Source organism: Streptomyces sp. 2P-4 (assembly GCF_030167965.1).
GTDB lineage: Bacteria > Actinomycetota > Actinomycetes > Streptomycetales > Streptomycetaceae > Streptomyces > Streptomyces globosus_A.
Genome location: NZ_CP095011.1, coordinates 2,727,576 through 2,749,188 on the forward strand (window position 1 = coordinate 2,727,576; position 21,613 = coordinate 2,749,188).

At 73.3% G+C, this 21,613-nt stretch carries 21 protein-coding genes; 9 read left to right on the forward strand and 12 right to left on the reverse strand.

Translation table 11 applies throughout. The features are described 5' to 3' along the window. Positions 1-65: 65 nt before the first annotated feature. The 5 genes from hutH to MUK52_RS11545 all read right to left on the reverse strand — a co-directional run bounded on the left by hutH (position 66) and on the right by MUK52_RS11545 (position 5,940). Positions 66-1,607 carry a histidine ammonia-lyase gene (hutH, locus tag MUK52_RS11525; protein WP_114053887.1) on the reverse strand — a complete coding sequence of 514 codons (1,542 nt, stop codon included), beginning with the start codon at positions 1,605-1,607 and terminating at the stop codon, positions 66-68. A 104-nt stretch (positions 1,608-1,711) separates the two neighbouring features. Then, positions 1,712-2,827 (reverse strand): GGDEF domain-containing protein, encoded by a 1,116-nt coding sequence (locus MUK52_RS11530; RefSeq protein ID WP_284575886.1) that lies wholly within the window; start codon positions 2,825-2,827, stop codon positions 1,712-1,714. Between the two features lie 109 nt (positions 2,828-2,936). After that, on the reverse strand, positions 2,937-3,731 hold the full coding sequence (locus MUK52_RS11535; RefSeq protein WP_114053885.1) for an enoyl-CoA hydratase/isomerase family protein: 795 nt from the start codon (positions 3,729-3,731) through the stop codon (positions 2,937-2,939). Between the two features lie 24 nt (positions 3,732-3,755). Next, positions 3,756-4,916: an adenylate/guanylate cyclase domain-containing protein gene (locus MUK52_RS11540; RefSeq protein ID WP_472913686.1), complete on the reverse strand. Its 1,161-nt coding sequence runs from the start codon at positions 4,914-4,916 to the stop codon at positions 3,756-3,758. A gap of 145 nt (positions 4,917-5,061) precedes the next feature. Beyond that, positions 5,062-5,940 (reverse strand): biotin--[acetyl-CoA-carboxylase] ligase, encoded by an 879-nt coding sequence (locus MUK52_RS11545; RefSeq protein WP_284575887.1) that lies wholly within the window; start codon positions 5,938-5,940, stop codon positions 5,062-5,064. 131 nt (positions 5,941-6,071) lie between these two features. Here MUK52_RS11545 and MUK52_RS11550 point away from each other — a divergent pair, with 131 nt between their 5' ends. From MUK52_RS11550 to MUK52_RS11565, 4 genes are all read left to right on the forward strand, one after another. Further along, positions 6,072-7,670 (forward strand): acyl-CoA carboxylase subunit beta, encoded by a 1,599-nt coding sequence (locus MUK52_RS11550; protein WP_114053882.1) that lies wholly within the window; start codon positions 6,072-6,074, stop codon positions 7,668-7,670. A gap of 18 nt (positions 7,671-7,688) precedes the next feature. Further along, positions 7,689-7,904: an acyl-CoA carboxylase epsilon subunit gene (locus MUK52_RS11555; RefSeq protein WP_114053881.1), complete on the forward strand. Its 216-nt coding sequence runs from the start codon at positions 7,689-7,691 to the stop codon at positions 7,902-7,904. Between the two features lie 79 nt (positions 7,905-7,983). Continuing rightward, a complete protein-coding gene (gene mmpB / locus MUK52_RS11560; RefSeq protein WP_260615810.1) occupies positions 7,984-8,115 on the forward strand; it encodes a morphogenic membrane protein MmpB in 132 nt (43 codons plus the stop codon). A gap of 33 nt (positions 8,116-8,148) precedes the next feature. Beyond that, entirely contained in the window at positions 8,149-8,760 is a 612-nt protein-coding gene (locus MUK52_RS11565) for a nucleoside triphosphate pyrophosphatase (RefSeq protein ID WP_114053880.1), read from the forward strand. 64 nt (positions 8,761-8,824) lie between these two features. Here MUK52_RS11565 and tnpB read toward each other — a convergent pair whose 3' ends face one another. From tnpB to MUK52_RS11580, 3 genes are all read right to left on the reverse strand, one after another. Beyond that, positions 8,825-10,282, reverse strand: coding sequence for an IS607 family element RNA-guided endonuclease TnpB (gene tnpB / locus MUK52_RS11570; RefSeq protein ID WP_284575888.1), 1,458 nt, complete (start codon positions 10,280-10,282; stop codon positions 8,825-8,827). Further along, positions 10,279-10,872: an IS607 family transposase gene (locus MUK52_RS11575; RefSeq protein ID WP_114053878.1), complete on the reverse strand. Its 594-nt coding sequence runs from the start codon at positions 10,870-10,872 to the stop codon at positions 10,279-10,281. Before MUK52_RS11575 ends, tnpB begins: the two co-directional genes overlap by 4 nt. Before the next feature lie 67 nt (positions 10,873-10,939). Further along, a complete protein-coding gene (locus MUK52_RS11580; protein WP_246042309.1) occupies positions 10,940-11,374 on the reverse strand; it encodes a hypothetical protein in 435 nt (144 codons plus the stop codon). Between the two features lie 383 nt (positions 11,375-11,757). Here MUK52_RS11580 and MUK52_RS11585 point away from each other — a divergent pair, with 383 nt between their 5' ends. Continuing rightward, positions 11,758-13,521, forward strand: a complete 1,764-nt coding sequence (locus tag MUK52_RS11585) for an acetyl/propionyl/methylcrotonyl-CoA carboxylase subunit alpha (protein WP_114053877.1) — start codon at positions 11,758-11,760, stop codon at positions 13,519-13,521. Between the two features lie 115 nt (positions 13,522-13,636). Next, positions 13,637-14,362 carry a dienelactone hydrolase family protein gene (locus MUK52_RS11590; protein WP_284575890.1) on the forward strand — a complete coding sequence of 242 codons (726 nt, stop codon included), beginning with the start codon at positions 13,637-13,639 and terminating at the stop codon, positions 14,360-14,362. Positions 14,363-14,488: 126 nt separating this feature from the next. Here the strand turns inward: MUK52_RS11590 and MUK52_RS11595 are convergent, their stop codons facing one another. After that, complete coding sequence (locus tag MUK52_RS11595; protein WP_114053875.1) at positions 14,489-15,439, reverse strand: DeoR/GlpR family DNA-binding transcription regulator; 951 nt, start codon at positions 15,437-15,439, stop codon at positions 14,489-14,491. A gap of 186 nt (positions 15,440-15,625) precedes the next feature. Next, positions 15,626-17,065, reverse strand: a complete 1,440-nt coding sequence (locus tag MUK52_RS11600; RefSeq protein WP_114053874.1) for an NAD(P)H-quinone dehydrogenase — start codon at positions 17,063-17,065, stop codon at positions 15,626-15,628. Between the two features lie 208 nt (positions 17,066-17,273). On the opposite strand from MUK52_RS11600, the gene MUK52_RS11605 reads away from it, so the two are divergent. The 3 genes from MUK52_RS11605 to MUK52_RS11615 all read left to right on the forward strand — a co-directional run bounded on the left by MUK52_RS11605 (position 17,274) and on the right by MUK52_RS11615 (position 20,393). Beyond that, positions 17,274-17,711 (forward strand): gamma-glutamylcyclotransferase family protein, encoded by a 438-nt coding sequence (locus MUK52_RS11605; protein ID WP_007266087.1) that lies wholly within the window; start codon positions 17,274-17,276, stop codon positions 17,709-17,711. A 183-nt stretch (positions 17,712-17,894) separates the two neighbouring features. After that, a complete protein-coding gene (locus tag MUK52_RS11610) occupies positions 17,895-18,701 on the forward strand; it encodes a purine-nucleoside phosphorylase (RefSeq protein ID WP_114053873.1) in 807 nt (268 codons plus the stop codon). Positions 18,702-18,737: 36 nt separating this feature from the next. Further along, entirely contained in the window at positions 18,738-20,393 is a 1,656-nt protein-coding gene (locus MUK52_RS11615; protein WP_114053872.1) for a phospho-sugar mutase, read from the forward strand. Positions 20,394-20,463: 70 nt separating this feature from the next. On the opposite strand, the gene MUK52_RS11620 is transcribed toward MUK52_RS11615, so the two are convergent. After that, positions 20,464-20,763, reverse strand: coding sequence for a DUF397 domain-containing protein (locus MUK52_RS11620; protein ID WP_114053871.1), 300 nt, complete (start codon positions 20,761-20,763; stop codon positions 20,464-20,466). Then, positions 20,760-21,587, reverse strand: coding sequence for a helix-turn-helix domain-containing protein (locus MUK52_RS11625; protein ID WP_284575894.1), 828 nt, complete (start codon positions 21,585-21,587; stop codon positions 20,760-20,762). Before MUK52_RS11625 ends, MUK52_RS11620 begins: the two co-directional genes overlap by 4 nt. Positions 21,588-21,613: the final 26 nt, after the last annotated feature.

A 21,613-nucleotide genomic window follows, 5' to 3' on the forward strand; every position in this document is an offset into this window, starting at 1 on the left:
GCCGCGCCCGGGAGTGTCCTCCCCGGGCGCGGCCCCCGTCGTGTGCGCGGTGCGCGCGGCTGCCGTCAGGCGAGCGGGCCGGTCACGGCCTCGACCGCGGCGACCAGGGCGCCGGAGCGGACGAACGCGTCGGCGGCGGCCAGGTCGGGCGCGAGGAAGCGGTCCGGGCCGGGGCCGCCGATGCCGGCCGCGCGGGCGGCCTCGATGGCGGCGAGGCTGGCGGGGGCCGCGGTGAGCCCGTGGCGCAGCTCGATGGCGCGGGTGGCCGCGTACAGCTCGATGGCGATGACGCGGGACAGGTTGTCGACGGCGGTGCGGAGCTTGCGCGCGGCCGACCAGCCCATCGAGACGTGGTCCTCCTGCATGGCGGAGGACGGGATGGAGTCGGCGGAGGCGGGGACGGCGAGCCGCTTCATCTCGCTGACCAGGGCGGCCTGCGTGTACTGGGCGATCATCAGCCCGGAGTCGACGCCGGCGTCCTCCGCGAGGAAGGGCGGCAGGCCGTGCGAGCGGTTCTTGTCCAGGAGCCGGTCGGTGCGCCGCTCGGCGATGGAGCCGAGGTCGGCGGCGGCGATGGCGAGGAAGTCCAGGACGTAGGCGACGGGCGCGCCGTGGAAGTTGCCGTTGGACTCGACGCGGCCGTCGGGCAGGACGACCGGGTTGTCGACGGCGGAGGCCAGTTCGCGGGAGGCGACCAGGGCGGCGTGCGCGAGGGTGTCGCGGCCGGCGCCGGCGACCTGCGGGGCGCAGCGCACCGAGTAGGCGTCCTGGACGCGGGGCGCCGACTCCTCCTGGTAGTGGCCGGTGAGGCCGGAGCCCTTGAGGACGGCCGCCATGTTGGAGGCGGAGGCGCCCTGGCCGGGGTGGGGGCGGATGGCGTGCAGCTCGGGCGCGAGGACCTTCTCGGTGCCGAGCAGGGCCTCCAGCGTCAGGGCGGCGGTGATGTCGGCGGAGGTGTACAGCCGGTGCAGGTCGGCGAGGGCCATGAGGAGCATGCCGAGCATGCCGTCGGTGCCGTTGAGGAGGGCGAGGCCCTCCTTCTCGCGGAGGACGACCGGCTCGATGCCGGCCTCGGCGAGGAGTTCGCCGGCGGGGCGGACGGTGCCGTCGGGGCCCTCGGCGTCGCCTTCGCCCATCAGGGTGAGCGCGCAGTGCGAGAGCGGGGCGAGGTCGCCGGAGCAGCCCAGCGAGCCGTACTCGTGGACGACGGGCGTGATGCCGGCGTTGAGGACGTCGGCCATGGTCTGCGCGACCGACGGGCGGACGCCGGTGTGGCCCGAGGCGACGGTCTTCAGCCGCAGGAACATCAGGGCGCGGACGACCTCGCGCTCGACGCGCGGGCCGAGGCCCGCGGCGTGCGAGCGGACGATGTTGCGCTGGAGCTGGGCGCGCAGCTCGGGGCTGATGTGCCGGGAGGCCAGGGCGCCGAAGCCGGTGGAGACGCCGTAGACGGGCTCGGGCTTGGCGGCGAGGGCGTCGACGATCCCGCGGGCGCGGGCGAGCGCGTCGAGGGCCTCTTCGGAGAGCTGGACCCGCGCGTTGCCGCGGGCGACGGCGATGACGTCCTCGGGGGTGGTCCCGGAGGTCCCCACCACGACAGTGTGCATATCCATATTCAGCACCCTACGGACTGAATCGCTTCATGTCACTAGCGACTTTCACGAGGACCTCTTACGCCGCCCCGGGCCCCGCGGCCCGCCGCACCCCGGCATCAGGCCCGCCCCCGGAACCGCCGCCGCTCGCCCCGCTCCCCGCGGGCTGCGGCGTCGGCCAGGCGGACCACGGCGGTGTCGCGGCCGGCGACGACGGGGCCGCCGGAGCGGGCGGCCTTGGCCTTGTACTGGGCGGCGTCGGCGAGCCGGAAGAGGCGGCGGGAGGACTGCACCGGACCGATCGGGTCGCCGGTGGAGGCGACCCCGCAGGCGACCCCCTCGCCGAGCTCCAGGCCGCCCGCGCGCCGGCACAGCTCCTCGCTGACGCGCACCACGTCGTCGGCCGGCGGACCGACGCTGACCAGGCAGAACTCGTCGCCGCCGAGCCGGGCGGCCAGCGCGCCGGGCAGCATGGCCCCGCACAGGCTGAGCACGGAGCCGAACCGTTCCAGCAGGCGGTCGCCGGTGGCGTGGCCGAGGGTGTCGTTGACCCGCTTGAGCCCGTTGAGGTCGCAGACGACGAGGCTGACGACGGCCCCGTCGCGCCGGTGCGCCTCCAGCGCCTCGTCGAGCCGCATGTCGACGGCCCGCCGGTTGGCGAGCCCGGTGAGCGGGTCGGTGAAGGCCAGCCGCCGGGCCTCCTCCAGCCGGTCGGCCTGCGCCAGCCCGGCGGCGACGACGGCGGCCAGGACGCCGGCGAACTCGGCGTCGTCCTCGTCGAAGTCCGGCAGCCCGTCGTCCCGGGCCACGTACAGCTCGCCCCAGGCCCGTCCGCTGAGCACGATCGGCGCGACCACGCAGGTGCCGCGCCCGCGCCGGCGCAGGGCCTCGCCGCGGCGCCCGGGGCGGCCGCCGCCGGCGTGCTCGACCCAGGCGTGCGGGCCGCCGCCGCCGGCCCACAGCTCGTGCAGGAACTCGGCGATCTCGGGGAAGTCGTGCACCGGGTACGACTCGTCCTCGGGGAACTCGGCCTCGCCGGGCCGGCGCTCCCCCTCGTTGACGAGCACCCGCAGCCGGCCGCGCTCCCGCTCCCAGGCGGAGATCGCGGCGAACGAGCCGTCCAGCGCGAGGCGCGCGGCGCGCGCCGCGGCGCGCACACTGTCCCGCGGTGCGGCCGCGGCGGCCATGGCCTGCGCCAGGCCCACGACGGCTCGCAGCCGCCCGTCGAGTCCCATCACCCCAGGTTAGGGACTTTTGTCCGCATTCGTGACGGTGCGGGCCGGGAACCCGCCCGCGCCGCGCCGCCCGCGCCGCCCGCCCCGCACCCCCGCCCGCGGGCCGCCGTCAGACGCCGGGCCAGTTCGGGCGCCGCTTCTCGTTGAACGCCGCCACGCCCTCGGCCCGGTCGCCGGAGAAGGCCACCGTCCGCCAGGCCGCGTCCTCGATCTCCAGGCCGGCCGCCAGGTCCATGCCGTGGCCCAGCCGCAGCGCCCGCTTGGCGGCCCGCAGCCCCACCGGCGAGTTCGCCGCCATCCGGCCCGCCAGCTCCAGGGCCTCCTCCCGCGCCCGGCCCGCCGGGACGAGGGAGTCCACCAGGCCCAGCGAGAGCGCCTCGGCGGCCTCCACCCGCCGCGCCGTGAAGATCAGCTCCGCGGCCCGGGCCGCGCCGACGCGCCGGGGCAGCAGCTGCGTGCCGCCGCCGCCCGGGATCACGCCGACGGACACCTCGGGCAGGCCCACCACGGCCGTCTCGTCCGCCACGATCACGTCGCAGGCCAGGGCCAGCTCGAAGCCGCCGCCGAGCGCGAAGCCGTGCACCGCGGCGATCGTCGGCATGGGCAGCTCCAGCACGCCCCCGTACGCGCCGCGCGTGGTCGGCCGCTGCCGCACCAGCTCGGCGTCGGAGAGGGAGTTGCGCTCCTTGAGGTCGGCTCCCACGCAGAAGGCCCGCTCGGCGGCCGAGGTGAGGACGACGACGCGGGCGGAGGGGTCGGCCGACAGCTCGGCGCAGGCGGCGCCGATCGCGCGCGCCATGGCGGTCGAGACCGCGTTCATCGCCTTCGGGCGGTCCAGGACCAGCTCCACGACCCCGTCGCCGCCGTGCCGACGTACCGATACGAACTCCGACTCCACCGACACAGGGACCCTCCCGGTTAACGAACGTTACCCGGGGATCTTAGGCTTCCGCCGCGTCAGCGACCAGGGCTCCACGACGCCCAGGCCGCGCACCGGCCGCTGCCACATCGGCTGGAGCGCGAAGCGGTACGAGCCGCCGCCCAGCTCGGCCTCGGCCTCCTTCTCCGAGACGGGTGCGGCGCCCGTGCGGCCCAGCTCCTCGGCCATCGCGCCGTCCACCAGGACGGCGTCCTTCGGCGCTATGGAGGTGAGCCGGCTGGCGAGGTTCACCGTCGTCCCGAAGACGTCGCCCATGCGCGTGGTGACCGTGCCGAAGGCGATGCCGACGCGCAGCTCGGGCATCAGCCGGTCGGCCTCCATGGTCTCGATCAGCCGCAGCGCGATCTCGGCGGCCGTCGCCGCGTCGTCGGCGACGTACAGCACCTCGTCGCCGAGGGTCTTGATGAGCCGGCCGCCGTGCGCGGCGACCAGGTCCGCGGAGGTCGTCTCGAAGGACTCGACGAGCTCGCCGAGCTGCTCCTCCTCCAGGCGGCGGGTGAGTCGGGTGAAGCCGACCAGGTCGGCGAAGCCGACGGCCAGCCGCCGGTCGACCATCTCCTCGTCGTCGGCGGCCTGGACGACCCGGCCGGTGGCGGCCGCGAGCTGGCGCCGCCACACGTAGACGAGGAACTCCTCCAGCTCGGGCAGGAGCAGCTCGACCAGGGGGTAGGTGACCTCGGTCCGGGTCATGCCCGGTTCGGGGGGCTCGGTGAGCCCCTCCAGGAAGGAGTCGATCTGCCATTCGGCCAGCCGGGCGGTGGTCTGCCCGGTCGAGCGGGCCACCTGGACGGCCATCGGCTCGCTCAGCAGCCCGGCCTCGACGAGGCCGGCGAGCCGGCGCAGCGCCAGGACGTCCGCCTCGGTCAGGGCGCGGGCCTGCCCGATGTCGGCGAAGCCCATAGCCCGCCAGAAGCGGGAGGCGAGCTCCATCGACACGCCGGCGCTGCGGGCGGCCTGGAACGGCGTGTACCGGCGCTCCGCGCCGAGGATCAGCTGCTCCAGCCGGATGGCGAGCGGGTCCGCCGTGGGCTGGGCGGTGTGGTCGACCTCGTGGTGGGGAGTGTGCCGGTCGCGTCCGATCGGCATCCCCGGGCCGGGGCCGCCGTCGCCCGGGGAGGACGCGCCGGACGAAGGGTCGTCGACGGTCAAGGGCCGCCTCCTGTCCATTTCCGTGCGCACTGCCCTGCCGAACCGGTGATCGCCGGGAGACCCGCCGAACGCCTAAACCATACGGCAGGTGTGCCGTAGCTCACTCCCCACTCCCGTCACCTTCGGCGGCCGCGGGGCCGCGGGCTCACCCCGCGGGCCTCAGGTGCACCACGTCCCCGGCCCCCACGGCCTCGCGGGAGCCGTCCGCGGTGCGCAGGACGAGCCGTCCTTCCGCGTCGACCGCCTCGGCCGTTCCGGTGAGCGTGCGCCCGCCGGGCAGCTCGGCCCGCACCTCGCGGCCGAGGGTGGCGCAGCGGGCGGCGTACGCCTCCAGCAGGCCGGAGGCGGCCGGGTCGCCCGCGGCGGCGCGCCAGTCGGCGTACGACTGCTCCAGGGAGCGCAGTACGGCCTTCAGCAGCGGCTCGCGGTCGGTGACGGCGGCCTTGGCCAGCAGCAGCGAGCCGGCCTCGGGTACGGGCAGCTCCTCGCGGGTCAGGCTGACGTTGAGGCCGATGCCGATGACGACGCCGTCCGCGGTCCGCTCGGCGAGGATCCCCGCGGCCTTGCGCTCCTGGCCGTCGACGGCGACCAGCAGGTCGTTGGGCCATTTGAGGGAGGCGTCCACGCCGGCGGTCCGCTCCAGTGCGGCCGCGGCGGCCACGCCGGCCAGGAGCGTCAGCCAGCCCCAGCGCTCCTGCGGGACGGCCGGGCCGGGCTTGAGGAGGACGGAGAAGAACAGCCCGGAGCGGGCGGGCGCCACCCAGCTGCGGTCCAGGCGGCCCCGGCCGGCGGTCTGCTCCTCGGCGACGAGGACGGCGCCCTCGGGCAGGCCGCCGGCGCGGGCCGCAAGCTCGGTGTTGGTGGAGCCGGTGCTGGGGACGACCTCCACGGAGGTCCACAGGCCTCCGCCGGCGGTCAGGGCGCGCCGGAGTGCGGCGGTGTTCAGCGGCGGCCGGTCGAGGCTCGACCAGCGGTCGGAAGGGGCCCCGGAGGAAGCCCCGCCTGGGGCATCGGATGGCGTCATGCAACCCAGATTAGGTGTGTCAAACGCCGCACTGCCGAGCGCCATGCCCGCCGATACGCTACGCACCAGTAGCCAGCAGTAGTCATTCAATTGACCAGGCAGTTGACACCACACAGGGAGCCGCGACCCCGATGTCACAACCCTCCGAGCCGATCGACATCCACACCACCGCGGGCAAGATCGCGGACCTGCAGCGCCGTATCGACGAGGCCACCCACGCCGGCTCCGCCCGGGCCGTGGAGAAGCAGCACGCCAAGGGCAAACTGACGGCCCGCGAGCGGATCGCCCTGCTGCTGGACGAGGGCTCCTTCGTGGAGCTGGACGAGTTCGCCCGGCACCGGTCGACCAACTTCGGCCTGGAGAAGACCCGCCCGTACGGCGACGGCGTCGTCACGGGCTACGGCACGGTCGACGGCCGCCCCGTGGCCGTGTTCTCGCAGGACTTCACGGTCTTCGGCGGCGCCCTGGGCGAGGTCTACGGCCAGAAGATCATCAAGGTGATGGACTTCGCCCTGAAGACGGGCTGCCCCGTCGTCGGCATCAACGACTCCGGCGGCGCCCGCATCCAGGAGGGCGTCAGCGCGCTCGGCATGTACGGCGAGATCTTCCGCCGCAACGTGCACGCGTCGGGCGTCATCCCGCAGATCAGCCTGGTCGTCGGGCCGTGCGCAGGCGGCGCCGTGTACTCGCCGGCCATCACCGACTTCACCGTGATGGTCGACCAGACCTCGCACATGTTCATCACCGGCCCGGACGTCATCAAGACGGTCACCGGCGAGGACGTCGGCTTCGAGGAGCTCGGCGGCGCCCGCACCCACAACGCCACCTCGGGTGTGGCCCACCACATGGCGGGCGACGAGAAGGACGCCGTCGAGTACGTCAAGTCGCTGCTGTCCTACCTGCCGTCGAACAACCTCTCGGAGCCGCCGGCCTTCCCGGAGGAGGCCGACACCGCGGTCTCGGAGACGGACCTCGAACTGGACGTGCTGATCCCGGACAGCGCGAACCAGCCGTACGACATGCACACCGTCATCGAGCACGTCGTCGACGAGGGCGAGTTCCTGGAGACGCAGTCGCTGTTCGCGCCGAACATCCTGACCGGCTTCGGCCGCGTCGAGGGGCACCCCGTCGGCATCGTCGCCAACCAGCCGATGCAGTTCGCGGGCTGCCTCGACATCGACGCCTCCGAGAAGGCCGCCCGGTTCGTGCGGACCTGCGACGCCTTCAACATCCCGGTGCTGACGTTCGTGGACGTGCCGGGCTTCCTGCCGGGCACCGACCAGGAGTACAACGGCATCATCCGGCGCGGCGCGAAGCTGATCTACGCGTACGCCGAGGCCACCGTCCCCCTGATCACGGTCATCACCCGCAAGGCCTTCGGCGGCGCCTACGACGTCATGGGCTCCAAGCACCTCGGCGCGGACCTGAACATCGCCTGGCCCACCGCGCAGATCGCGGTCATGGGCGCCCAGGGCGCCGTCAACATCCTGCACCGCCGCACCCTCGCCGAGGCCGAGGCCGCCGGGGAGGACGTCGAGGCGGTCCGGGCCCGGCTGATCGGCGAGTACGAGGACACCCTCCTCAACCCGTACACCGCAGCCGAGCGCGGCTACATCGACGCGGTGGCGATGCCGTCGGAGACCCGGGCGCACATCGTGAAGGGGCTGCGCCAGCTCCGCACCAAGCGGGAGTCGCTGCCGCCGAAGAAGCACGGCAACATCCCCCTCTAGCCTCCAGGAGGTAACGCTGTGGTGATCAAGGTCGTCAAGGGGAACCCGACCCCGGAGGAGCTGGCCGCCGCACTGGCGGTGGTCCGGGCGCGCGCGGCGGCGCTGGCGTCGGCGCCGTCGGAGGCGCCCCGGGCAGCCGACGCCTGGTCGGCGCCGGACCGGGTGGCGCGGCGCACCCTGCCGCACCCCGGTCCGGGCGCCTGGGCCCGCACCTACTGGCCCGGTCGGGGCTGAGAAGACGGCGTGAAGCGGAGGCGGCGCCTGAGTACCCGTACTCAGGCGCCGCACCGCTCCGCGGGGCCACGATCGGTGCATGCTGTGGTCTGACCCGGAGAACGAGCCGCCCGAGGACATGCGCGACGCGCAGGCGATGGTCCGCCGGATGACCGTCGTGGTCGTCCTGGCCATGGCGGTCGTCGTGTACGTGCTGGGCGTGGGCCACTAGGGCCTGTGCCGGGCCCGGCGGCCCGCGCCTACGATGGCGGGCATGACTGCTGCCCGGACCCTCGTCCTCGCCTCCGCCTCGCCCGCCCGGCTGAACCTGCTGCGGCAGGCCGGGCTCGCCCCGCACGTCATCGTCAGCAACTTCGACGAGGACAGCCTGCGCGCGGACTCCCCGGCGGAGCTGGCGCTCGCCCTGGCCGAGGCCAAGGCGGGCGTCGTGGCCGCCATGGACGAGGCGGCGGGCTCGCTGGTGATCGGCTGCGACTCGGTGCTGGAGCTGGACGGCGAGGCGCTGGGCAAGCCGGAGGACGCCGAGGACGCCACCGCCCGCTGGAAGGCCATGCGCGGCCGGTCCGGCGTCCTGCGCACGGGCCACTGCATCGTCGACACGGCGACGGGGCGCGCGGTTTCGGCCACCGCGTCGACGACGGTCCGCTTCGGCGAGCCGACGGACGCGGAGGTGGCGGCGTACGTGGCGAGCGGCGAGCCGCTGCACGTCGCAGGGGCGTTCACCCTGGACGGGCTGTCGGCGCCGTTCATCGAGGGCATCGACGGCGACCCGGGCAACGTCATCGGGCTGTCGCTGCCGCTGCTGCGCTCCCTGCTCGGCGAACTGGGCGTGTCGATCACCGACTTGTGGGCGTGACCGTTGCTGAGGCCGTAGTCAGGTCTCAGCATTCCGGGCATTCCGGCCCGGAAGGTCCGTCACATCACCAAAGCGTGAGAGCTTCGGCTTGAGTACGGTCTCTCGTTTCCTGCTGCCGCTGGTGCGGCAGGGTTGCGCCACCTGCCCGCCCACCCGTGGCGTTGCGGCTGCGGGTGGTGGCGCGGGTCCTACGGTCGGCTCCACGAGGCTTCGACGCCGCCGGGGCGGTGTCCTGGTCTCCGGCCACTCCGGTACCAGTGGTGCAGGCCGCCGCGAGAGCGGCGAGGTTGAGTGCGGCGTTGTCGTCCCGGTCGATGACCATGTTGCAGGCGTCGCATTCGTAGGTCCGGACGTGCAGCGGCAGTTTGGCTTTCACCGCGCCGCACCCGGAACAGGTCTTCGAGGAGGGGTACCAGCGGTCGGCTGCCACGAGGCGGGTGGCGTGGCGCTGGCGGGTCTTGTAGGCGAGCTGACGGCGGATCTCACCGAATCCGGCGTCGGCGATGCGCCGGGCCAAGCGCCGGTTGCGGAGCATCCCGGCGACATTGAGTTCCTCGACCACGATCGTGCCGTAATCGGCCGCCCCGGCCGTGGTGAGCTTGTGCAGTGCGTCCTCGCGGAGGTTCGCCACCCGGTGATGCACCCGGTTGCAGATGTCGTTGGCTTTCCCCCACCGCTTCGACGGCTTGCGTCCGGTCCTGCGGTCGGGGCCCTGCCGGCGGGACACGGTCCGGGAGGCGCGGCGCAGCTGCTTGCGCGCGGCGTCGTAGTGCCCGGGATTCGCGACGGTGCGGTTCTCGCCCGTGCTGTCGGCCATGACCGCGAGGGTCTTCACCCCGAGGTCGATCCCGACCGCCACGCCTGGGCGCGTCACGCGCCGAATGTGCTGCTTCACCTCGGCCTGGAAGGAGACGAGCCAGCGTCCCCGTTCGTGTCGCACGGTCGCGGACAAGACGCGGGCGGTCCCGGCCTGGATGCGGGCGTGGAGGTCGGCGGTGGGTTCGTGGGTGCGGATCGTGCCCAGCCTCGGCAGTGTCACATGCCGGCCGTCGCCGTCCACGCGGATGGTGCCGGTGGTGAACCGGCAGGCCAGACGCGCCTTCCGCTTCGACTTGAACCGGGGCGCACCCATGCGCTTGCCGCGCCGAATGCCCTGCTTGGACTTCGCGTAGTTGTCGAACGCGGCGGCGGCGTTCGCGAGACCGGTGGAGTACGCCTCCTTGGAGTTCTCCTCCCACCACCCGGCGAACCGGGGGTCGGTGTGCTTGGCCTCGTTGAACGCCTTCCGCAGCGACGGAAGCGACCACGGCCGCCAGCCGGTCAGCGCATCCGCGGGGACGCCGTAGGACTCCTCCGCCTTGCGCTGCCACCAGGAAGCGGTCACCCAGCCGACGGCCCAGTTGTAGGCGGCGCGCTCGGCGCCGCAGTGCGAGCGGAGTGCTGCTTCCTGGAAGGCGTTCGGGTCCAGGGCCAACCGGAACGCCTGCACCTGGAACCCCGGCTGCGCCTGGAATTTCTTCACTCGTCGGCCTCGGCGGTCGCCACGGCCACCGCGCGGGCGGCCCGGTTCTTCGCCGCCCGCCGCCCGTACAGGCGGGCGCACATCGAGGTGAGCACCTCGGTGATGTCCCGTACGAGGTCGTCGGCGGTCTCGGCGGTCTCGGTGGGGTCGAGGACGACCAGGCGCCGCCCCGACGCCGACAGGACCGCTTCGAGGTGCTCGACACCGAAGTGGGCCAGCCGGTCGCGGTGCTCGACCACGATCACCGCGACCTGCGGGTCGGACAGCACCCGGTGCAGCTCCCGGCGCCCGCCGTTCACCCCGCAACCGACCTCGGTCACGACCTCGGCGACGGCCAGACCCAGCCCGTTCGCACCCGCCACGACCCGGGCCACCTGCCGGTCAAGATCCGCTTTCTGGTCGACCGACGACACGCGGCAGTACGCCACCACCCGCCCCGCCTCCACGACTGCGGCCGGAGCAGGCTCATCGACCAGCCACGTCCCCGACGGCGCCTGGCGGACCGGCACGGGCATCTTCCCGTCCCTCACCCACCGCCAAGCGGTCTGGTAGCTCACGCCCTGCTGACGGGCCCACTCCGAAAGCTTCACAAGACCAACGTACGCAAGACAGCCGACTAGAGGTGACTATGAATGACCAGGAAACCTGTAGCAGCCTTCACCCCCTCGGGCGGCCGTCCGCCTCGCCGCGCCCGCGGGCCGCGTACTGCGTGAGGACGTAGACGAGCAGGCACAGGGCCAGCATCAGCACGGCGAAGGCGCCCCAGCCGACCAGGCCGACGGCGAGCGCGCCGAGCACGGCGTGGGTGACGGCGGCGCAGACGAGCACGACGCGGGCGAACCGCCCGGGGGCGCGGTCGCGGACGGCGGCCGCGGCGAGCAGGACGGCGCACAGCAGGAGGAAGCCGGCCGTGCCGGCCCCCATCGCGTACGTTGCCATGACCATGACATCCGGATCCATGCCGGCGATGGACATCGACTGGCTCTGCGTCGTCCGCCCCAGGACGAAGTGGACAAGCGCCAGCACCAGCGCCTCGGCCGCGAGCACGACGGCACCCAGGCCCGCCGCGAGCCTGCGCAGCACCACGTCCACGACCCCACCCCTTCCTGCGGAAACGGGCCGCGGGCCCACTCGACGCCTGGAGGCTACTAACGGGTAAACGTACGGACAAGGGGTGTGCACGGCCCGCTTGCGGAACGCCCCGCGGACGGCGGCCGCGCAAAGAATCTGTGGGCCGTTCGTAGGGAATCCACAAAGAATCGCCGGGGCCCGCTGAGCGGGCGGACAGAGACCGTGGCTACCTGACGGGGTTACTGTGCAGTCGGGGATCCCCCTGACCTGGGGCACCACTTGGACTTTCCTCGATCGAGGCGGACTCGAATCACACTCCGTGTGGGCAAGGTCACCTCTAGGAGAGGGTCGTAAGGCCGTGTGGGCAGTCCCTAAACTCAGCTTGTTTCAAGGAGGGAGCCATCGTGCGCAAGGTGCTCATCGCCAACCGTGGCGAAATCGCTGTCCGCGTTGCTCGGGCCTGCCGGGATGCCGGGATCGCGAGCGTAGCCGTCTACGCCGATCCGGACCGGGACGCCCTGCACGTCCGCGCGGCCGACGAAGCTTTCGCGTTGGGCGGTGACACCCCGGCCGCGAGCTACCTGGACATCTCCAAGGTCCTCCAGGCGGCCGCCGACTCCGGCGCCGACGCCATCCACCCCGGATACGGCTTCCTCTCCGAGAACGCCGAATTCGCGCAGGCCGTCCTCGACGCGGGCCTGACCTGGATCGGCCCGCCGCCGCAGGCCATCCGGGACCTCGGAGACAAGGTCGCCGCCCGCCACATCGCGCAGCGCGCCGGCGCCCCGCTGGTCGCCGGCACCCCCGACCCGGTGTCGGGCGCCGAGGAGGTCGTCGCCTTCGCCAAGGAGCACGGCCTGCCCATCGCGATCAAGGCCGCCTTCGGCGGCGGCGGCCGCGGCCTGAAGGTCGCCCGCACGCTCGACGAGGTCCCCGAGCTGTACGACTCCGCCGTCCGCGAGGCCGTCGCCGCCTTCGGCCGCGGCGAGTGCTTCGTCGAGCGCTACCTCGACAAGCCGCGCCACGTCGAGACCCAGTGCCTCGCCGACAGCCACGGCAACGTCGTCGTCGTCTCCACCCGCGACTGCTCGCTCCAGCGCCGCCACCAGAAGCTGGTCGAGGAGGCCCCGGCGCCGTTCCTCTCCGAGGAGCAGAACGCCGAGCTGTACCGCGCCTCCAAGGCCATCCTGAAGGAGGCCGGCTACGTCGGCGCCGGCACCGTCGAGTTCCTCGTCGGCGTCGACGGCACGATCTCCTTCCTGGAGGTCAACACCCGCCTCCAGGTGGAGCACCCGGTCACCGAGGAGGTCGCCGGCATCGACCTCGTGCGCGAGATGTTCCGCATCGCCGACGGCGAGGAGCTCGGGTACGGCGACCCGGTCCTGCGCGGCCACTCCTTCGAGTTCCGCATCAACGGCGAGGACCCGGGCCGGAACTTCCTGCCCGCGCCCGGCACCGTCACCAGGTTCAGCGCGCCGACCGGCCCCGGCGTCCGCCTGGACGCGGGCGTCGAGTCCGGGTCGGTCATCGGCCCGGCCTGGGACTCCCTCCTGGCCAAGCTGATCGTGACGGGCGCGACCCGCGAGCAGGCGCTGCAGCGTGCGGCCCGCGCGCTGGCCGAGTTCGAGGTCGAGGGCATGGCCACGGCCATCCCGTTCCACCGCGCGGTCGTCGCCGACCCGGCGTTCGCCCCGACGGACGGCACCCCGTTCAAGGTCCACACCCGCTGGATCGAGACCGAGTTCGTCAACGAGATCCCCGCGTTCGCGGCCCCCGCGGCCGACGAGGCCGAGGACGAGCCCGGCCGAGAGACGGTCGTCGTCGAGGTCGGCGGCAAGCGGCTGGAGGTCTCCCTCCCGTCGTCCCTCGGCATGACCCTGGCCCGCACGGCCGCGGCGGGCGGCGCCAAGCCGAAGCGCCGCGCGGCGAAGAAGTCCGGCCCCGCCGCCTCCGGCGACACCCTCGCCTCCCCGATGCAGGGCACGATCGTCAAGGTCGCCGTCGAGGAGGGCCAGCAGGTCAACGAGGGCGACCTGGTCGTCGTCCTGGAGGCGATGAAGATGGAGCAGCCGCTGAACGCGCACCGCTCCGGCACCGTCGTCGGCCTGACGGCCGAGGTCGGCGCCTCCCTCACCTCCGGCGCAACGATCTGCGAGATCAAGGACTGACACGCTCAACCCCGAACGCCGGCGCGCTCCCACGAGCCGCCGGCGTTCGCGCGTCCGTTTCCGCCGGCGGCAGAACGCCGCCCGACCGGACTCGGTGGTCACTAGAGTCAGGCCCATGACGACGGTGAGGACGCGCACGATCGCGTACGCGGCCGACGGCCTGACGATGATCGGGCACCTCGCGCTCCCGGCCGGTGCCGACCGCCGGCCCGGGGTCCTGGTCGGGCCCGAAGGGGTGGGGCTCAGCGACGTCGAACGCGGCCGGGCCGACGCGCTCGCCGAGCTGGGATACGTGGCCTTGGCCTTCGACCTCCACGGCGGACGCTACCTGGGCGACCCCGAGGAGATGCTGGCCCGCTGCATGCCGCTGCTCGCCGACCCCGGCCGGATGCGGGGCATCGGCCACGCGGCGCTCGACGTGCTCCGCGCCGAGCCGCGGACCGACCCGGACCGGATCGCCGCCGTCGGCTACGGCACCGGGGGCGCGATCGCGCTGGAACTCGGCCGCGACGGCGTCGGCCTGCGCGCGATTGCGACGGTCAACGGACTGACCACGGGCCGCCCGGGCGAAACGGCACGCATCGGCTGCCCGGTATGGGCGGGGGTCGGGTCGGAAGACCCGATCATGCCGCCCGCGCAACGGGACGCATTCGCCGCCGAGATGCAGGCCGCGGGCGTCGACTGGCGCCTCGTGGTCTACGGCGGCGCCTTGCACGCCTTCCACCACCCGCCGGTCGGCCACACCGTGCGCCCCGGCGTCGGCTACCACCCGCGGCATGCGCAGCGCGCCTGGCGGGACGTCGTCGACCTGCTCGCGGAGTGCCTGCCCCTCGCGGAGTGACCCGGCCGCCGTGATGCGGGGCTCCGCCCCACAAGCTTGCGCGGAGCCCCGCCGGGGATCCGGTGCCGCCCGCGCCGGGCGAAGGGCAAGCCCCGCCGGCGATTGAGGCGTCGGGCCGGGGGCCGGTCAGCGGCGGCGGAGGTCTGCCACCCTGCGGTCCTGGGACTGGGGGTCCAGGAGGGACGCCGGGGCGCTGCGCAGGGGGGTGGCACCGCGGCGCTGGACCGGGAGGGGGCCCTCGCGGCGGGGGCGGCGGCCCTGCATGCCGTCCACGCCGGAGGCGGAGCCGGAGGCAGCCGTGCCGGCCACGGTGATCTGGACTCCCTGGTCCGCGAGGGCCTGGAGTTCGGTGGCGGCCCGGTCGTCGTGCGGCGGCGGCTCGTCCGTGACGAGCCGGGTCATGACGTCCGTCGGCACCGTCTGGAACATGGTGTCGGTGCCGAGCTTGGTGTGGTCCGCGAGGACCACGACCTCCGCGGCCGCCTGGACCAGCGCCCGGTCGACGCTCGCCGACAGCATGTTCGACGTGGACAGCCCGCGCTCGGCCGTCAGGCCGCTGCCGGAGAGGAACGCGCGGGAGACCCGCAGGCCCTGCAGCGACTGCTCGGCTCCGCTGCCGACCAGCGCGTAGTTGGACCCGCGCAGGGTCCCGCCGGTCATGACGACCTCGACCCGGTTGGCGTGTGCCAGGGCCTGGGCGACGAGCAGGGAGTTGGTGACCACGGTCAGCCCCGGCACACGGGCGAGCCGGCGGGCGAGCTCCTGGGTGGTGGTGCCCGCGCCGACGACGACGGCCTCGCCCTCTTCGACGAGGCCGGCCGCGACGTCGGCGATGGCGGTCTTCTCCGCCGTGGCGAGGTGCGACTTCTGCGGGAACCCGGACTCGCGGGTGAACCCGCCGGGGAGGACCGCACCGCCGTGCCGGCGGTCGAGGAGTCCTTCGGCCTCCAGTGCCCGCACGTCCCGCCGTACGGTCACTTCGGAGGTCTGGACGACGCGGGCGAGCTCCCGGAGCGATACCGCTCCGTTCGCGCGCACCATTTCGAGAATCAACTGGCGACGTTCTGCAGCGAACACGAAACTGACAGTAACCCGGGCGACCGTCTGCTTTCAGCTCCTTGCGCCGGAATACCGAAGTTGTCCATAAGGCGGGGGAGTTAGTGGTATACGCGGTCGGTCGGGTGTCCCCGTGTTCCGCCGTCCAGGCCGACACCGCCGCCAACCTCCGCTGTTTATGCGGAGGTTGGCCGGATTTGCGGCCTGTCAGCCTTCGCCTTCCGTCTTTCGGGTCTGAAGCTGGCGCGCCACTTCCGCGATCGATCCCGACAGCGAGGGGTACACGGTGAACGCGTTTGCGATCTGCTCGACGGTCAGGTTGTTGTCGACGGCGATCGAGATCGGGTGGATCAGTTCGCTCGCGCGCGGCGAGACGACGACGCCGCCGACGACGATCCCGGTGCCGGGGCGGCAGAACAGCTTCACGAAGCCGTCGCGGATGCCCTGCATCTTGGCGCGCGCGTTCCGCAGCAGCGGCAGCTTGACGACGCGGGCGTCGATGCGGCCGGCGTCGACGTCGGCCTGGGTGTAGCCGACGGTCGCGATCTCGGGGTCGGTGAAGACGTTCGAGGAGACCGTCTTGAGGTTCAGCGGGGTGACCGCGTCGCCGAGGAAGTGGTACATGGCGATGCGCCCCTGCATGGCGGCGACGGACGCGAGCGCGAACACGCCGGTGACGTCGCCGGCCGCGTACACGCCGGGGGAGGTGGTGCGGGAGACCTTGTCGGTCCAGATGTGGCCGGAGTCCTTGAGCCGGACGCCGGACTCCTCCAGGTTCATGCCCTTGGTGTTGGGGATGGCGCCGACGGCCATCAGGCAGTGGGTGCCGGTGATGACGCGCCCGTCGGAGAGGGTGACCTCGACGCGGTCGCCGACCCGCTTGGCGGACTCGGCGCGGGCCCGCCCGACGACGTTCATTCCGCGGCGGCGGAAGACGTCCTCCAGGACGGCGGCGGCGTCGGGATCCTCGCCGGGCAGCACCCGGTCGCGGGACGAGATCAGCGTGACGCGCGAGCCGAGGGCCTGGTAGGCGCCGGCGAACTCGGCGCCGGTGACGCCGGAGCCGACCACGATGAGCTCCTCGGGGAGCTCCTCCAGGTCGTAGACCTGCGTCCAGTTCAGGATGCGCTCGCCGTCGGGCATGGCGTCGGGGATCTCGCGGGGGGTGCCGCCGGTCGCGATCAGCACGGCGTCGGCCGTGAGGATCTGCTCGGTGCCGTCGGCGGCGGTGACGATCACGTCGCGCGTGCCGTCGATGCCCTGCGGGCCGCCGAGGCGGCCGCGGCCGCGGATGACACGTGCGCCCGCCCGGGTGACGGAGGCGGTGATGTCGTGCGACTGGGCGAGCGCGAGGCGCTTGACGCGGCGGTTCACCTTGCCGAGGTCGACGCCGATGATGCGGGCGGACTGCTCGACGGGCGGGGTGTCGTCCGCGACGACGATGCCGAGCTCCTCGTACGAGGAGTCGAAGTTCGTCATGACCTCGGCGGTCGCGATGAGGGTCTTGGAGGGCACGCAGTCGGTCAGGACCGATGCGCCGCCGAGGCCGTCGCAGTCGACGACGGTCACCTCCGCGCCGAGCTGGGCCCCCACCAGGGCCGCCTCATACCCGCCGGGTCCGCCGCCGATGATCACGATCCGGGTCACGAAAACTCCGCCTCACGTATACCCGGCCGAGCGCCGCCCCGGCCGGGGCTTCCGGGGGGTCTCCCCGGGGGATGCATTCCGCCCTCCATTGTCCCGCACGCTTCAAGGTGCTTCTCCCCCGGTCCCCCGGCCGGCCCCGCCCGCGACTCCGTACGGGCTATGCCACCGGGCAGGCGCCCCGGCCCGCCCCTCCCGTACCCTCGACTCCATGTCGCTCTACGCCGCGTACGCCGGCAACCTCGACCCGCGGCTGATGACGCGCCGCGCCCCGCATTCGCCGCTGCGCGGAACGGGCTGGATCAACGACTGGCGGCTGACCTTCGGCGGCGAGCAGATGGGCTGGGAGGGCGCCCTCGCCACCATCGTCGAGGCCCCCCGCCAGCAGGTCTTCGTCGCCCTCTACGACATCGCGCCCCTGGACGAGGACTCCATGGACCGGTGGGAGGGCGTCGGCCTCGACATCTACCGCCGGATGCGGATCCGCGTGCACACGCTGGACGGCGAGGAGGCCGCCTGGTGCTACGTGCTGAACGGGTACGAGGGCGGCCTGCCGTCCGCGCGCTACCTGGGCGAGATCGCCGACGCCGCGGAGTCCGCGGGCGCCCCGCACGACTACGTGATGGAACTGCGCAAGCGCCCCTGCTGAGCCCGCCCCGCGCGCCCGCCGGCACCCGGCGGCCGTCTGCGTTATCGCAGGTCGCGGGCGTGCGGCCGAACCGGACGCCCCCGGCGCAGCAGGACGATTCGGCGGAAACGACAAGGCAACGATCCGAACACCGTGAGCAGCGCCATCTACGCGCGTAGGCGATAAGCGGCTACGCTCGTCTGCGTGAACGCATCTGTTACCGACCCCCACGCCGCCGCAGACGCCGCCGCCGCGCGCCTGCGCGAGCTCACCGGCGCCGAGACCCACGACGTCGCCCTGGTCATGGGCTCCGGCTGGGCCCCCGCCGCGGAGGCGCTCGGCACCCCCGAGTCCGAATTCCCCGTCACCGAGCTGCCCGGCTTCCCGCCCCCCGCGGTCGAGGGCCACGGCGGCAAGATCCGCTCGTACAAGATCGGCGACAAGCGCGCCCTGGTCTTCCTGGGCCGCACCCACTTCTACGAGGGCCTCGGCGTCGCCGCCGTCGCCCACGGCGTCCGCACCGCCGTCGCCGCGGGCTGCAAGACCGTCGTGCTGACCAACGGCTGCGGCGGCCTGCGCGAGGGCATGGCGCCCGGCCAGCCGGTCCTGATCAGCGACCACCTGAACCTGACGGCGGCCTCCCCGATCGTCGGCGCGAACTTCGTGGACCTGACCGACCTGTACTCGCCCGCCCTGCGCGCGATGTGCAAGGAGATCGACCCGACCCTGGAGGAGGGCGTCTACGCCCAGTTCCCCGGGCCGCACTACGAGACCCCGGCCGAGATCAACATGGTCCGCGTCCTGGGCGCCGACCTCGTCGGCATGTCCACGGTCCTGGAGGCCATCGCCGCCCGCGAGGCCGGCGCCGAGGTGCTCGGCATCTCCCTGGTCACCAACCTGGCGGCGGGCCTGTCCGGCGAGCCGCTGAACCACGAAGAGGTCCTCCAGGCCGGCCGCGACTCGGCCGCCCGCATGGGCAAGCTGCTGACCCAGGTCCTCGCCCGCATCTGAGGCACCGGCACCGTACGAGAGACAAAGGCGGAAGTAGTGCAGGAACAGGACGACCTGATCACCCGGGCGCGCGCCTGGCTGGCCGAGGACCCCGACCCGGAGACGGCGCAGGAGCTCGCCGGCCTCATCGAGGCGGGCGACACCGCCGAGCTGGCGGCCCGGTTCTCCGGCACCCTCCAGTTCGGCACCGCCGGGCTGCGCGGCGAGATCGGCGCCGGCCCGATGCGGATGAACCGCTCGGTGGTCATCCGGGCCGCGGCGGGCCTCGCCGCGTACCTGAAGGCCCAGGGCCACGCCGGCGGGCTGGTGGTGATCGGCTACGACGCGCGCCACAAGTCCGCGGACTTCGCCCGCGACACCGCCGCCGTCATGACCGGTGCCGGCCTGCGCGCGGCCGTCCTGCCCCGCCCCCTGCCGACGCCCGTCCTCGCGTACGCCATACGGCACCTCGGCGCCGTCGCCGGCGTCGAGGTGACCGCGAGCCACAACCCGCCCCGGGACAACGGCTACAAGGTGTACCTCGGCGACGGCTCGCAGATCGTCTCCCCCGCGGACGCCGGGATCGCGGCCGAGATCGCCCGGGTGGACACCCTGGCGTCCGTGCCGCGCCCGGAGTCCGGCTGGGAGGAGCTCGGCGAGGAGGTGCTGGAGGCGTACCTGGCCCGTACGGACGCGGTGCTGACGCCGGGCTCCCCGCGCGGCGTGCGCACCGTCTACACGGCCATGCACGGCGTCGGCAAGGACGTCGTCCTGGCGGCGTTCGCCCGGCACGGCTTCCCCGAGCCGGTCCTGGTCGCCGAGCAGGCCGAGCCGGACCCGGACTTCCCGACGGTGGCGTTCCCGAACCCGGAGGAGCCGGGCGCCATGGACCTGGCCTTCGCGAAGGCCGCCGAGGTCCGCCCGGACATCGTCATCGCGAACGACCCGGACGCCGACCGCTGCGCGGTGGCCGTCCCGGACGCGGCGGCACCCGGCGGCTGGCGGATGCTGCGCGGCGACGAGGTCGGCGCGCTCCTCGCCGCCCACCTGGTCCACAAGGGCGCGCAGGGCGTCTTCGCCGAGTCGATCGTCTCCTCCAGCCTGCTCGGCCGGATCGCGGAGGCGGCCGGCGTCGGCTACGAGGAGACCCTGACGGGCTTCAAGTGGATCGCCCGCGTCGACGGCCTGCGCTACGGCTACGAGGAGGCGCTCGGCTACTGCGTGGACCCCGAGGGCGTCCGCGACAAGGACGGCATCACCGCCGCCCTGCTGGTGGCGGAGCTGGCCTCGGAGCTCAAGGAGCAGGGCCGCACCCTGACCGACCTGCTGGACGACCTGGCCATGGCCCACGGCCTGCACCACACCGACCAGCTGTCGGTCCGCGTGGAGGACCTGTCGGTCATCGCGAACGCGATGGCGCAGCTGCGGGCGCAGCCGCCGGCCTCCCTGGCGGGCCTGCGGGTGGTCTCGGCGGAGGACCTGAACCGGGGCACGGACACACTCCCGCCGACGGACGGCCTGCGCTACTACCTGGAGGGCGACTACAAGGCCCGGGTGATCTGCCGCCCGTCCGGCACGGAGCCCAAGCTGAAGTGCTACCTGGAGGTCGTCGTCCCCGTGGCCGAGGCCTCCGACCTGGCGGCGGCCCGCGTCCGCGGCCAGGAGGTCCTGGACGCGGTCAAGAAGGACCTCTCGGCGGCCATGGGCCTCTGAGCCCGCCGCCGAAACGCCCGTACGGGCCCCGGACCCTCGCGGTCCGGGGCCCGTCGGCGTTCTGGCGGGACTACGCCGCCACCCAGCCGGTGAGCGCGGCCCAACTGGCCGGGGCCACGTCCAGGACGGGACCGCCGTCGACCTTGGAGTCCCGGACGTGCACGACGTGCGGGCAGGCGGCCACCTCCACGCAGGCCCCGCCTTCGTCGTTGCTGTGGCTGGAGATGTGCCACCTCGCGGAGACCTCTACGCATGCGTCTCCCTCGTCACCGCTGTGGCTGGACTTCCGCCAGTCGTAGGCGACTTCGACGCACGCCCCGCCCTCGTCACCGCTGTAGCTGGACTTGAACCACACGAGTTCGGTGCTCATGACTCTCCTAGCAGCCGGTCCAACAGCCCCTTGGTCTCTGCCACGTTGAGGGCCTGGGACCGCAGCATCGCATACTTCTGCGTGAGGATGCTGACCTCGTTCGGGTCGCGGACGAGGAGGCTGCCGCGCTGCGTCTCGGAGTAGGCGAGGTGCTGGAACTGGGGTGTTTCCACGAGGATGAAGGGGCCATTGAGCCCCGCCTGTGCGGTGAGTCCCAGCGGCAGCACCTGCACCGAGACCGACGGCATCTCCGCACACTCCCGCAGGTGCCGGATCTGCTCCCGGTACACATTCGGCCCCCCGATCCGGTCCCGCAGGGCGGGCTCCCAGATCACGAACGAGAGCGTCGGCGGCACGGCCCGGCGCAGTATCTCCTGGCGCTTCATCCGACGCGCCGTCTGGAGTTCGACCTTGGCCTCCCCCACGTACGGGACGCGGCAGGACAGGACGGCGCGGGCGTAGGCCTCGGTCTGGAGCAGGCCGGGCACGATCATCGTGTCGAACCAGGACAGCGCGAGGGCCTCGCGCTCCCGCTCGAAGTACTCCTCGGCCCAGGCCGGGATCATGTCGACCTCCGGCATCCGCAGGGCGGCGACGGCGAGCACTCCGGGGAGTCCCAGGGCCCGGTCCATCCGCTCGGCCACGTCGGGCATCAGGACGCGCCGCCCCTGCTCGATGGAGGCGATGGTCTCGCAGTCCATGTTGACCAGGTCGGCGAGTTGGCTCTGGGTGAGCTTCTTGGCGACCCGGCCGGTGGCGACCTGCTCGCCGATCATCTTCATCGCGGTGGCGTTGGGCCGGGGCGGCCTCTTCCGTGGTGGCATACGCGTGGACTGCCACCCGCGCCTGC